10 protein-coding genes are annotated in these 13,006 nt (G+C 65.1%); 2 read left to right on the plus strand and 8 right to left on the minus strand.

The features are described 5' to 3' along the window. Window positions 1-52 precede the first annotated feature (52 nt). Genes ACEN9J_RS14075 through ACEN9J_RS14085 form a run of 3 tightly spaced genes read right to left on the minus strand, consistent with a single transcriptional unit; the run spans window position 53 to window position 3,618 of the window. The gene (locus ACEN9J_RS14075; protein WP_261209750.1) at window positions 53-259 is read right to left on the minus strand and encodes a hypothetical protein; all 207 of its coding nucleotides are present in this window, start codon (window positions 257-259) and stop codon (window positions 53-55) included. A gap of 4 nt (window positions 260-263) precedes the next feature. Beyond that, window positions 264-1,454: a PepSY-associated TM helix domain-containing protein gene (locus tag ACEN9J_RS14080; RefSeq protein WP_413764566.1), complete on the minus strand. Its 1,191-nt coding sequence runs from the start codon at window positions 1,452-1,454 to the stop codon at window positions 264-266. A gap of 52 nt (window positions 1,455-1,506) precedes the next feature. Then, window positions 1,507-3,618 carry a TonB-dependent siderophore receptor gene (locus ACEN9J_RS14085; protein WP_413764377.1) on the minus strand — a complete coding sequence of 704 codons (2,112 nt, stop codon included), beginning with the start codon at window positions 3,616-3,618 and terminating at the stop codon, window positions 1,507-1,509. Window positions 3,619-3,830: 212 nt separating this feature from the next. Between ACEN9J_RS14085 and ACEN9J_RS14090 the strand changes: the two genes are divergently transcribed. Next, complete coding sequence (locus tag ACEN9J_RS14090; protein WP_413764378.1) at window positions 3,831-5,432, plus strand: phospholipase D-like domain-containing protein; 1,602 nt, start codon at window positions 3,831-3,833, stop codon at window positions 5,430-5,432. Between the two features lie 160 nt (window positions 5,433-5,592). Here the strand turns inward: ACEN9J_RS14090 and ACEN9J_RS14095 are convergent, their stop codons facing one another. Further along, complete coding sequence (locus ACEN9J_RS14095) at window positions 5,593-6,861, minus strand: hypothetical protein (RefSeq protein WP_413764379.1); 1,269 nt, start codon at window positions 6,859-6,861, stop codon at window positions 5,593-5,595. A 310-nt stretch (window positions 6,862-7,171) separates the two neighbouring features. Here ACEN9J_RS14095 and ACEN9J_RS14100 point away from each other — a divergent pair, with 310 nt between their 5' ends. Further along, window positions 7,172-7,444: a hypothetical protein gene (locus ACEN9J_RS14100; RefSeq protein ID WP_413764380.1), complete on the plus strand. Its 273-nt coding sequence runs from the start codon at window positions 7,172-7,174 to the stop codon at window positions 7,442-7,444. Between the two features lie 15 nt (window positions 7,445-7,459). On the opposite strand, the gene ACEN9J_RS14105 is transcribed toward ACEN9J_RS14100, so the two are convergent. The 4 genes from ACEN9J_RS14105 to ACEN9J_RS14120 form a co-directional block, all read right to left on the minus strand. Then, window positions 7,460-8,476: a fimbrial protein gene (locus tag ACEN9J_RS14105; RefSeq protein WP_413764381.1), complete on the minus strand. Its 1,017-nt coding sequence runs from the start codon at window positions 8,474-8,476 to the stop codon at window positions 7,460-7,462. Next, on the minus strand, window positions 8,473-11,142 hold the full coding sequence (locus tag ACEN9J_RS14110; RefSeq protein ID WP_413764382.1) for a fimbria/pilus outer membrane usher protein: 2,670 nt from the start codon (window positions 11,140-11,142) through the stop codon (window positions 8,473-8,475). Before ACEN9J_RS14110 ends, ACEN9J_RS14105 begins: the two co-directional genes overlap by 4 nt. A gap of 28 nt (window positions 11,143-11,170) precedes the next feature. Beyond that, on the minus strand, window positions 11,171-11,980 hold the full coding sequence (locus tag ACEN9J_RS14115; protein ID WP_413764383.1) for a molecular chaperone: 810 nt from the start codon (window positions 11,978-11,980) through the stop codon (window positions 11,171-11,173). Window positions 11,981-12,164: 184 nt separating this feature from the next. Further along, the gene (locus ACEN9J_RS14120) at window positions 12,165-12,671 is read right to left on the minus strand and encodes a fimbrial protein (protein WP_413764384.1); all 507 of its coding nucleotides are present in this window, start codon (window positions 12,669-12,671) and stop codon (window positions 12,165-12,167) included. Between the last annotated feature and the right edge of the window lie 335 nt (window positions 12,672-13,006).

Below are 13,006 nucleotides of genomic sequence, written 5' to 3' on the forward strand. Positions count from 1 at the left end.
GGGGTTTCTCACCGTGGCGCGCGCCATGCGCGCATCGATGCGATGCGACGCGCTACTCGCTGGCCGGACGCGGCCGGCACCAGCCGTACCACACGCCCACCGCCACCGGGATGCCGAGCGTGATCCAGGCCAGCACGTCGCCCAGGCCGCCATCGCTGAACAGCGCCGAGATCAGGCCGAAGATGGTGAGCAGGCCGAGGGCGATCGGCCAGCCCCAGAGGCGCCAGAAGCCGTGGTGCTGCGGATGCTTTGCGGTCATGGGCTCAGGCTTTCAATGCGGGCGCGGGATCGGCCTGCGGTGCGCCGCCCTCCTCGCGCTGCGGACGTTCGGCGGTCGCCCTGGAAGCCGCCGCGGGCACGGTGTTGCCGCGCTTGAGCCACAGGTACAGGCCGCTGCCCAGCACGATGATGGTCGCGATGTCGAGCAGCGCCCAGAGGATCTGCATCGGCATGCCGCCGTAGTCGCCGAAGTGCAGCGGCTGCGACACCAGCAGCGCCGTGAGGTACCAGGGCAGCTTCGGCGCCGCCGTGACCTGCGCGGTCTTCGCATCGACCAGCACCGGCTGCAGCAGCTTCGAGGTGAAGGGCTCCTTGCCCTGCAGGAAGAAGGTGGTGTGGTGCGGGCTCGAGAACGAGGTGCCCGGGAAGGCGATGAACGACAGCCGGTTGCCCGGTGCCTGCTGCATCGCCGCCTCGTAGGAGCGCTGCACCGAGCCGCGCTCGCTCACCGCGACCACGGGCTCGTTCTTGTAGGGCGCGAGCAGCGTGCTGAGCTGGTCGTACTGCCAGTACTTGATCACCAGGTCGGCCCAGGTGTTGATCATGCCGGTGGCGCCCACCACGAACAGCCACACCAGCGTGACGATGCCCAGCAGGTTGTGCAGGTCGAGCCACTTCAGGCGCGGGCGCTTCTCGCGGCGCACCGTGCCGAAGTCGAGCTTGCGCATGAACGGCGAATACAGCACCACGCCCGAGACGATCGCGACCAGCAGCAGGAAGCCCATGAAGCCGAGGAACAGCTTGCCCGGCAGGCCCGCGAACAGGTCGACGTGCAGCTTGAACATCACGTACATGAAGCCCTCGTCGAACTTCGGCTGCGCGAGGATGGCACCGGTGCGGGCATCGACCGCGACCGACTTGAAGTCGTCGGTGGGTGCGGGCGTGGGCGTGAGCGTGACGAACCAGAGGCCGTCGTCGTCCTCGGGCTGCGAGGCGAACTGCACCACGCGGTCGGGGTGCTGCGCGCGCGCCACCTCGAGCACGCGGTCGAGGCTCACGCGCGGCGTGTCCGCGGGCATCTTCGGCGCCTCGACCTCGGTGCCCAGCAGGTGGCCGATCTCGTGGTGGAAGATCAGCGGCAAGCCCGTCAGGCACAGCAGCAGCATGAAGACCGTGCACACGAGGCTGCTCCACTTGTGCACCCAGGCCCAGGTCTTGATTTTTCGGCTGTTCATCGACATGGCGGAATTGTCCCCGAGGCTCGGCGTGGCGGCGGCTCGAAAAACCTCAGAACTTGTAAGTCGCGGTGGCGACCACGTTGCGGCGCGTGCCGTACCAGCAGTCGCCGCGGGCCAGGCAGGTGCTGAAGTAGATCTTGTCGGTCACGTTGTTGATGTTGAGCGCATAGCGCCACTTGTCCGACTCGTAGGCCAGCATCAGGTCGAGCAGCGCCACCGACGGCACGCGCGGGCCCGCGCCCGTGCTTTCGATGTCGCGGAAGCCGCTCATGTAGCGCACGCCGGCGCCGGCCGAGAAGCCCGTGATGCCGCCGACGGCGAAGCGGTACTTGCCCCAGACCGAGAGCTGGTTGCGCGGCGTGTCGGTGAGCTTGGGGTCGACCTCGATGTAGGTGTAGTTGGCGATCAGGTCGAGGTCGCGCGCGAGCGTGGTCTTGAGCTCGAGCTCGAGGCCCTTGTTCTTGCTCGAATCGACCTGGCGGCCGTAGTTCGGATTGGTGCTGTCGGAGACGGTGCGGTTCTTTTCCTTGAGCGAGAAGACCGAGGCCGTGAAGCTGGTCGGCGAACCCATGGGCTGGTACTTGACGCCGGCCTCGACCTGCTCGCCGCGCAGCGGCTTGAACAGCCGGCCGTTGGCGTCCGTGCCGGCCTGCGGCGTGAACGACTCGGTGTAGCTCAGGTAGGGCGCCCAGCCCGAGGGCAGCGTGTACATCACGCCGAGCCGGCGCGAGGTGGCGGTGGTGGTCTCCGAGGCACTGCCTTCGGTGCCGGCCGTGCTGCGGTCATGGCGCAGGCCCGCGACGAAGATCCAGTTGTCGAGCTTCATCTGGTCCTGCAGGTACACGCCGGCATTGCGCTGCGTGGTGCGGGGCTTCCAGCTCAGGTCGGTCACCGGCACGTAGCCCAGGCCGTAGACCGGGGTGTAGGCGTCGATGGCGCTGTAGGCCGAGCCTTCGTACTTGTCCTGGCGCTGGCGCGAGTACTCGGCCCCCACCAGCAGCGTGTGGCGCAGCGCGCCGGTGTCGAAGTGGCCCTCGACATGGTTGTCGATGCCCGTCATGCGGGTCCAGGTCAGCGACTTGTCGTTGATGCGGCCGATCACGCGCTGGCCGATCGGGTCCATGCCCCAGCCGCCGGGGATGGAGAAGAAGTCCGCATAGTGGTAGTGTGAGTCGTTGTAGGTGCGCGACATCCGGAAGTTCTGCCGGAACGACCAGTGGTCGTTGAACTGGTGCTCGAACAGCCAGCCGAAGGTCTTGCGCTCGGTGTCGTAGCCGTCGCCGGGCTCGCCGATGAAGCGGCTCACGGGCAGCTTGCCGTTGACGTTCGGCAGGATCGTGCCCTGCCACGGCAGGAATTGCGAGGTGCTGCCGGTCTTGTCCTTCTGGTAGAGGCCCTGCAGGGTCAGCGAGGTGGCGGCGCTCGGGCGCCAGGTCAGCGAGGGCATGACCAGCGTGCGGTCGTCGGGCACGTAGTCGACCTGCGTGTCGGACTTGCGCTGCAGCGCCACCAGGCGGTACGACCAGTCGCCGTCGGCCGTCAGCGGTCCGGTCAGGTCGGCCTGGATCTGCTTGCGGCCCCAGGAGCCGAACTGCACGCCCACTTCGCGCGCGGCCTGCGTCTGCGGCCGCTTGCTGACCATGTTGATCACGCCACCGGCCGTGCCGGCGCCGAACAGCATGCCCGACGGGCCGCGCAGCACCTCGAGGCGCTCGAGCGTGTAGGGATCGGGCCGCGCGGTCGCGGTGTACCAGCCCGCGGAGAAGAGCTGCAGCCCGTCGAGGTAGACCGAGGCATCGCTGCCGCGCACCAGGAAGCTGTCGGAGCGCGAGTCCAGGCCGTAGGCGTCGGAGCGCACGCCGGCCGCGTAAGTGAGCGCGTCCTGCAGGTTGGTGGCGCCCTGGTCCAGGATCTGGTCGCGGGTCACGACCGTCACCGACTGCGGCGTCTCGGCCAGCGGCGTGTCGGTCTTGGTGGCGGTCGCCGCATTCCTCGCGCGGTAGCCGTTCACCGGCGTGGTCGCCGTTTCGGCCGGGGCCTCGACCCGGATTTCGGGCAGTGCCGTCGTGGCGGCCGTTTGCGCCAGCACCTGCTGGTTCGCGTAGATCGCGAGACACCCCATCAGCGCCAAACCGTTGCGCCGCGTCAACAAGACCGCCATTCCCACTCCGCTCCTCACAAGACATTAAGAATCATTCTCATTCTAGAACGAAGTAGTTCACATTTTTGACAATTCCGGGAGGGTGCAGGGGGCGCTGCGGAAGATGGCGATTCGTTGTTCCGGCGCAACGCAGCTGGCATCGGCACGCACCAGGCGCGGGATAGTCCCGTCAAGCTTCGCCTGCCGCCCCTGCAACATTCGCGTCCGCCGTCATGCACACCTCCCTCGCCTCCCGGTTCCCCGCCCTGCGCGGCGCCGCGGCATGGCTGCTCGCGCTGGCGGCCGCCTTCGTGCTCTCAGGCTGTGCCGGCCTGCCGCCACGGGCGGCCGACACGCCGGTGCTCGCCATCCCCGCTTCCAATGCCACCCTGCTCGGCCGCGCCGCCGCCCATCTCGATGCGCCGCGCGACGGGCTGTCGAGCGTGCGGCCGCTGATCGAGGCCTCGTTCGCGCTCGATGCCCGGCTCGAGCTGATCCGCCGCGCCCAGAGCTCGATCGACGTCCAGACCTACCAGCTCGGCAACGACAAGACCGGCCGCCTGCTGCTGCGCGAGCTGCGCGATGCCGCGCGCCGCGGCGTGCGCGTGCGGCTGCTGCTCGACGACTTCTATACCTCCGGCATGGACCCGCTGCTGCTCGGCCTGGCGGCCGAGTCGAATGCCTCGGTGCGGCTGTTCAACCCCTTCGTGAACGCGCGCGACCACTCGGCCACGCGCTGGATGGAGTTCTTCGGCGATTTCCGGCGGCTCAACCACCGCATGCACAACAAGCTGTTCGTGGCCGACGGCGCCATCGCCATCGCGGGCGGGCGCAACCTCGCCGACGAATACTTCCTGCGCAGCGAGGTCGCCAACTTCATCGACTTCGAACTGCTGATGGCCGGCCCGGTGGTGGCCGAATCGGCCGCGGTCTTCGACACCTACTGGAACAGCGACGTCGTCTATCCGATCGAGACCGTGGCCATCAACCACCGCACGCCGGCCGTGCTGAAGGCCGACTTCGAAACCGCCACCTCGTTGCGCTTCGCGCCCTGGCCCGACCCGCCGGGCGACAGCGACGTGCTCGGCGACCCGCCGCTCGGCCTGCAGCTGCTGAACATCACCACCCTGCAATGGATGCGCGCCGATGCGCACGCCACCGCCGACAGCCCGAACAAGGCGCTCGGCGTGATGCGGCATCCCACCGAATCGGTGGCGCAGCGCTTCCACGAACTGGCCGCCACCGCGCGCTCGAGCGTGCTCGTGATCTCGCCCTACTTCATCCCGGGCGACGAGGGCATGGCACGCATCCGCGAAGGCCGCCGGCGCGGCGTGCAGGTCAGCGTGATCACCAACTCGCTGGCCGATAGCGACGAGCCGCTGGTCAACATCAACTACAACCGCTACCGCGTCGACATGCTCAAGCTCGGCGTCGAGCTCTACGAGGTCAGCACCCAGCAGCTCAAGCGCAGCGGCCAGTTCCGCGACCTGCTGAAGAAGGCGCGCGGCCGGCTGCATGCCAAGCTCGCGCTGATCGACCGCGAATGGGTGATGCTGGGCTCGATGAACCTCGACCCGCGCTCGGCCCTGCTCAACACCGAGTTCGGCGTGCGCGTGCGCAGCTTCGACCTGACCCAGGCCCTGCTCTATGCCTACCAGCTCGACGACATCGAGGGCGTCTACCGCGTCGTGCTCAAGCCCGATGGCGAGAACGTGCAGTGGATCGGCACGGGGGACGTCAACAACGAGGTGCTCGACAGCGAGCCCGATTCGAGCATGCTGACGCGGCTGCAGTTGCTGCTGTTTTCATGGTTCGTGCCGACCGATCAACTCTGAGTGCAAGCCGGCTTGGACCGTTAGGGTCGGACCGTTTCCTTGTACCCGGTCGCTGCCGATCAGGCTGCGGACGACCGCACGAGAATGATGCGACGAGCAACATCCCAATACGGTCGGATCCGAGTACGGCGCCAAGCGGCACCGCCACTCGCTTTGGGGGTCAGGGTTCCACGAGGATCGGAGCATCCTCACGAGCGCACGGGGACCAACTGCGCACGCCAGCGTGGGTGCTCACGTTGCCTGCCGCATCCACTTTGCGGATCACATGGTTCCCCGCATCCACCACATAAAGGTCGCCTTGTGGGCTCATCGCGATGTTGCCGATTTCCAATCCAAAGCGCGCCGATGCAGGCGGCCCGTTCTCATAGCGCGATGGCTTGGGCAGCGACAGGCAGGGCGAATACTCTGCCCCCGAAAAGGTCGAGAACTGACCGGTCGGCGACAACTTCCGCAGGACATGGTTGACGCTGTCCGCAACAATGACGTTGCCAGCGGCGTCGACCGCCAGTCCGTCGAACGACGCACCCAGTGTGCCTCCTGGATTTGAATCGCTACCGCAGAGATTTCCGCTGGTCGATAACAGGGTCGTGACCACACCTTCCGCAGTGATCTTTCGGATCATCGATTTGTCGACGGAAGAGGTGTCGAGGACATAAATGTTTTTCTGAGCATCTACGGCAATTTTCGTTGGAGACACAAATCGCGCGTTGAAGCCTGTCCCATCGACAGGAGCCTCGGACCACGCGGAATAATTAGGGGATGGGAGCAATGGACGCCCTGCGATCGTGGTGACGACTCCCGCTGGCGAGATCTTTCTCACTCTTTGCGCGTCGTGATCGGTGAAATAGATCGTGTCTTCACTGTCGATCGCCAGTGCCATCGGGTGATTGAGCAGGGCCTTGCCAGCCGGTCCATCGGCGTTACCAGCCCTGTCCGGCACTCCGGCGAACAGGGTCACCACACCATCCACATCCACCTTCTCAATGGTTCCCCGCGACGCATTGGAGACATAGAGCGCGCCCCGGCTATCGACGACGATGCCGGGGCCGACGCCGAGGACATTCATGTAGAAGCTCTGCTGGGGCCTCCACCGAAGAAGGTTGTACGGATTGTCCGCTGTGGGAGATGTCAAGGTACTGACATTCCCATCGGGAGTGATCTTCCGGATGACCGAATCGCCATAGGCCATCACGTCGATCACGAACTTGTTGCCCAGGCGGTCCACCGCGATCGCCTGTGGTACACGGAAGCGTGCCGAATCGGCAGGGCCATCGGCGTACCCCGGAAGAGGAAGCTTCTCGTCCTGCGCCGAGGCCACCGGTTCCGCAGCACTCTTTTCCGCGGAGGCAATTGGGGGCGAGCCGGTGCCGCTTCCAAGTCCGATGCCTGGCTCCCCGCCGCCGCCGCAAGCAGCCAGCAACGCAGTCACCGCGACAATCCATCCTCTACTGAGACTGTTCCATCTTGCAATAAACATCATGATCCCTCTCCTCGATTCAATTGAAAAAATTGGCTCGCCTCCTGGGCTGCCATGGATCGACAGAACGCGTGCTCTTCGCCCTCCTTTTCCCTCGCTTCTGTCTTCACTCGACTTACAGTCGCTGCAAGACGCTGCAGCGGATCTCCGAGAATCGCAGCAGTCCTTCGCCTGATTTCCCTTCACGACCACGCAAGAAATACCGTCACCCTCCATCCGGTCCACCGCGTAAATCGACCGCGAATGAGGGGCGCACCGATCCATGAGCCTCGACCCGCGCTCGGCCCTGTTCAACACCGAATTCGGCGTGCGCGTGCGCAGCTTCGACCTGACCCAGGCCCTCCTCTATGCCTACCAGCTCGACGACATCGAGGGCGTCTACCGCGTCGTGCTCAAGCCCGATGGCGAGAACGTGCAGTGGATCGGCACGGGGGATGTCAACAACGAGGTGCTCGACAGCGAGCCCGATTCGAGCATGCTGACGCGGCTGCAGTTGCTGCTGTTCTCGTGGTTCGTGCCGACGGATCAGCTCTAAGGATCGCCGGCGCGATCACCTGTACATGATCGTGAAGGTGGCGGTGCCGTCCGCCCGCCCCGCCCCGATCTTGTCGCCGGTCTGGTAGTAGCGCGCCGTGAAGGGCACGATGTAAGAGCCGTCCTTCGACAGGCCGACCTCCGCGTCATCGCCGAACTTCACGGGCATCTGCTTGTCGTCGACGATCTGGATACCGACGCCCTGCGCCGTCAGTACGGTCCCGCTCGGGGTGATGCGCAGCACGCCTGGTTCGTTCGACGGGTCCTGCACGGCATCCATGCGCAGCAGCACCATGTTCTGGACGCCCAGTCCCGACTGGCAGTTGAGCTTGATGCTGAACTTGCGCTCGGCCGCGGTGCTGCCTTTGCCCCTGAAGTCGCCCTTGGCCACCTTGCCGAAATCCACCAGGATGTTGCGCGAGCCGGCGTCCACCGAACAGGTGGGTGTGATGATCGTGATGCCTTCCCCCAGCAGGAAGGTCGTGAGCACCGAGCGCTGGTCCGACCCCAGGGAGAAATACCGGGTGTAGGTGCCCTGCGCGAAGGGGCCGCTGCCTGTGCGGGCCGCGATCTTGAACAACTCCACCTGGAAGGCCGAGCCCGGTTTGAACCATCCGAAATCGTTGCTAGTGAAGCGATCGTGCGGGTAGTAGCTGACTTCGGACTCACTGAAGTAACGCGAAAGCCGGACGCCCACGCCAGGTACGTCGGTGGTGAAGACATGGTCGTAGCCAGGCACCGCCGTGCCCTGCAGCATCACGCCTCTCACGCTACCGCCGTTAGGGAGGCAGTTCCAGGGCTTGTCGTTGCCGGTGAAGGTCAGTGGGAAGAGCACGCGCCTGATCAGGCCGCCGACCGGGAGATCGTTCGGGATGTACACCCGGCCCATCGACATGTTGACCGTCTTCTCGATGTAGCCTGGGGTGATGACGCACTCGGCCTGGGCGCCGAACGACAGCGCGAACGCCGTCGCGGCCAGGCCGAGGAAACGGCGCGCGGCCTGCATGGCATGGAATGGATGGCTGCGGTTCATTTCACCTCCTTTGGTTGCGCGCCCTTCGATCCAGCGGGCGTCTCGCATTGGCCGTTCAGCTCCCGGATCGGAGGCGGGTTGAGTTCCTCGGGCAGGCTGTAGACCACCGTGCAGCGGTCCTCCTCGCGCTGCCCCCATCGCACCGTGAGGCGCCCGCTCTGTTCAGCCCCCGTCACGAAGGCCTGTCCATCCGGACCCACGATGCCCATTTCCTGGCCCGCCTCGTTCTCGACCACCGAGCCGAAAGGCAGCGGCTCGCCCTTGCGGTCGCTCAGGGTCAGCATCAGCCGATAACCCACGGCCGTTTCGAACTTCGCCAGGACCACCGCACCGCGCGTGGGGACGACCGCAATTGCCGCGTTCTTGACCTCCACCGTTTCGCCCAGGTCCTGGGTGCGCAGAGCCAGGCGGTTCTCCCGGTAGGGACTGACGTTGGCGACCACGGCGTTGCCTGCCCAGTCGGTGGCGATCCCGGGGCGCGACTCGATGCCCACGCCGGACGCCTTGGGGACCTGGACCAGTGCGATGGTGTCCCCCAGCGGCTGCGACAGGGTCACGCCACCGCCGTGCGCCAACAGGCCACCCGCCACGCCGAAGCTGGTCTGCCGATAGCTGGCGCCCTGCGAATGGCTGAGGTCGAAGCGCCCCACCGGCGACAGATAACTGGCGCTGGCACTGCCGGTCGACCCGGAGTCATCGACCCGATTGGCCGATACGCTGTAGCTGAGACGTGAATCCTCGAGCGCGGTGCCGAACACGCTGACCTGTTGGCTGGCGCGGCCCTTGCGCTCCTGCGTCATCGCATACTGGGCACTGGCACCGGAGCCACCCAGCGGAATGCTCACGGTGAGCATGATCTGATTGCTGGGCTTGTTGCTTCGGTAGCTGCTGCTGCGGTTGTAGTAGATGCTGTAGCCGAACTGCTTGTAGTTCCCCGAGTACCCGATCTGCACCAGGCTGTCCTTGGCGCTGGTACCCCAGTAGCTCTGCTGGCGCGCCGAGGCGAACATGGAGCCCCAGTCGCCCAGCGACTGGGAGAGCTCCAGGCGCAGTTCATTGCGACGGTTGTTGAGACGCTCGCTCGGATCGAGGCCTTGCATGTCCGCGGCTTCCTGGAAAGTGCGGTAGCCGCTGGTGGAATAGCGATAACCCGCCACCCGGACGGTGGTCCCCGCATCGAAGGCCTTGGAGTAGAGGAAGCGCACCGACTGGCCGTTGTAGGTCCTGTCGACCAGCAGCGGCAGCGGCATGACGGCGCGCGCGGCCGACAGGTCGGCGGAAACGGCGCCGAAGGCGCGCATGTTCTTGCCCACGCCGGCCATCACCGACTGGTAGCGCCCGGAGGCGATGAACCCGCCGTAGATGCTGTAGTCGTTGCCCAGGCCGTGCGCCACCGTGGCCTGCACGAATGCAGGCTCGGCATGCGATCGCAGCGGCAGGCCCCATGGCGATTGCGCGATTCCGCCGCCGTAGGGAATGTAGTCGTCGCCGGGCGCGCGGCGGTACTTGCCGACCGTGGCGGAAAAGCGCCACGTGCCTTCGCGCAACAACGTGGGCACTGCGGAGAAGGCCTGGATGTACTTGATCTCGCGGCCATCCGCTTCCTTGACGATCACCTCCAGGTCGCCGCTCGACGCCGTGGGATAAAGGTCATCGATCACGAACGCACCCGGCGCCACGAAGGTGCTGTAGATCGTGTAGCCGTTCTGCCGCACCGTCACGCGCGCGTTGGTCTGCGCAATGCCGCGGATGGTGGGGGCGTAGCCTTGCTGGCTATCGGGGAGCATGGCCTCGTCGGAGGCGAGTTGCACGCCGCGGAACGGCATGCTGTCGAACATGTTGCCGGGCGTGTTGCCATCGCCGATCAGCAACTGGGCATTGAGCGAGCCCAGATCGCGCTGGGCATAGGTGTTGACCGCCTGCCAGCGGGACTTGCCGTCCGTGCCGCGACTGTAGGTCGAGAAGTGGCGAAAGCGCCAGTCGCGGTAGTTGAAGCCGCCGCGCAAGCCGACGAACAGGCTGTTGCGCCGGGGCTCTTCGTAGGGCTCGCGGAAGGGATTGCCGTCGAACGCGCTGCGCGGTATGGCGAAGGGATCGGGCCCGCGACGGTAGTTGTCGCCGCCATGGCGCGAGAAGTTGATCTGGTAGTCGACCATGCCGGCCGTGATGCCCCGATCCCACTTGCCGGGATCGACGGCACCGCGCGCCGAGCGCTTCAGCGCCGCCTGCGGAATGCTGAGTGCCAGGTGCAGCTTGCCACTGTCGTAGCTGAAGGAGGCATCGGGAACAGCCGCGCCCAGATCAACGCAAGCCTCGTCCGTGAGCGTTGCCAGGGCGGGAAACACCGCCACGTTGACGCCCCACTCGTCGAGCATGCCGCGCGTGAGACAAGGCTCGGCGTCGTTCTTGCCCTCCTTGGCATCGAAGCGGATCGACATCTGCCCCGCGCCTCGGCTGTTGACCGACACGTCCACGGTGTACTGACCCGGCAGTACACGATTGCCGAAGGCAAACAGCGACAGGTCGGCGCTCTGCTGGTTGCCACCGACGCCGAGGAAGCTTTCGTTGAAGGTCGAGGTGGCGAATTGCTGCGCGAGAGCGGAGACGCCCATGGCACCGAGCGCAGCTGCGCACAGGCTGAGGCGAAACGGCGCGCCTGCGCGCATTCGCCGGACATATGTGCACCGCATCGGTCTAGCGCTGCGTGCGGTTGGTGGCGGCGGCTTCGGCCTTCGGCACCAGCTCGGGCGTCAAGGCCACGGGTTGAGCGCCTTCGGGCACCCTGACGAACTCCTCGGGCGTTTCGCTGCCGTAGTCGTTGATCGTCGTGAAGTTGATCTGAATGGCCTGCGGGTTCTTGAGAGTGCGGATCGGAAAGCTCAGCTCTCCGAACGGCGGGACCATGCCCGCATCGAGCTCCTCCTGGTCCTTCTTGTCCTGGCCCTGGCCCTTGTTGACCGTGAGTTTCAGCAAGGTGACGTGAAAGGCACTCGCATTGCCGACCTTGAGCACGGCGCCTTGACCCTGAGGCCCCTCGCTCACGGACCACTTGAGCAGGCCGCGCGCCTCCGCGGCCGAGCCCGGAAGATTGGAGGGCCTGTAGAACAGCTTGAGCCGGTTGCGTATCGCCACCTGGAGCACGTTCTCCTGGTTCGGCTTCTGGGGGATCTCCTTGACGTTGAGCCAGAACGCCGACTCGCGGTCCTTCGGCAATTCGCCGCCGACACGCATGATGCGCAAGAGATTCTCTTTGCCCGGATCGAGCCGGGACAGCGGCGGCGTGACGATCAACGGGGTCTTGATGTTGCCTTCGCCGGCGTCGACCCAGGCCTGGACCACATAGGGCGAGGTGCCGGTGTTCTTCATCGGAAGGGAAGTCTCGCGATCCTTCTCGTTCAGGACCACGCGCGTGCCGGAGAGCATCACGCTCGCACCCGCCAGCGCCTGAAGCCCGAACATCACCAGGGCACCGAAGACCCACCGAATTCTTTGATTGCTGCACATATCTAGTCCCCTGCGCGAGCCACGCCCATCACGCGCACGCAAGCACCCCGACGCATCGACAACGACGCCTCGAAGAAAAAGCCGATAAAAGGAAATTCCGACGCGAAAGCTGCGCGGCCTTACGCCGCCGAAAGCGCGTCGATGAAGGCATAGGGCCGCAAGGACCCCATGCCATCAAGCCCGATTAGTTGTAGGCAATCGAGAACTGCGCGGTACCGTCGGCCGGACCGGCGGTCAGGGCGTCCGTGGACGGCGCCGTCGGCGTCACCGGGAAGAAGGACACGTAGCGCGCCTGGAACTTCAGGTTGTTGTCACCGGCACCCAGGATGTATTCGGACGAGGCCGCGCCCAGGGGGATCTTCAGGCCATTCGCATCGCCGATCTCGATGCCGACGCCCTTGGCGGCTTCGACGGTCGAGCCGGAGTTGTTGACCTTCAGCAGGCCTTCGGCCGCGGCGATGTTGCCGGGGACGCTGGCGCCGGAGAAGGTCACCTTGGCCTTGTTGGTACCCGCGGGGCAGTCACGCAGGTTGATGGTGAACTTGGCCACGGTGGAGCCCGATCCCACTGCGGGGAAGGCGTTCTTCGACACCTTGCCGAGAGGCACGGTCATGTTCACGCTCTCGGGCGCCACCGAGCAGATGCTGTCGGTGATTTCGCCCGTGAAGTTGACCGTGCCGTCGGCGGCCATTGCGGCTTGCGACAGGGCACCGACAGCGGCGATTACTGCGAGCTTGGTGAATGCATTCTTCAGCATTGGATTCCTTAATAAAAGTAGATACTAATAATTAGCCTGCACATCTTCTGCAGACCAATGAAATCCTATCCAGCAATGCAATAGAAACACATCCCACAAAACAATATGATCCGGCAACGTGATTAACTATCCTTCATATTAGCGACCAATGGTTAATTTGAAATAGTGAATTTATTTTTATCATTCAATTTAACTAGGATTTATTAGCGATCGACGCGAGAAGTCTCGAAATTCAAGGCAGAAGGCGAACGGAAACGACGCGCGTGCGC

Origin of the sequence: Variovorax sp. Varisp41 (genome assembly GCF_047325085.1) — a bacterium.
Taxonomy (GTDB): Bacteria; Pseudomonadota; Gammaproteobacteria; order Burkholderiales; family Burkholderiaceae_C; genus Variovorax.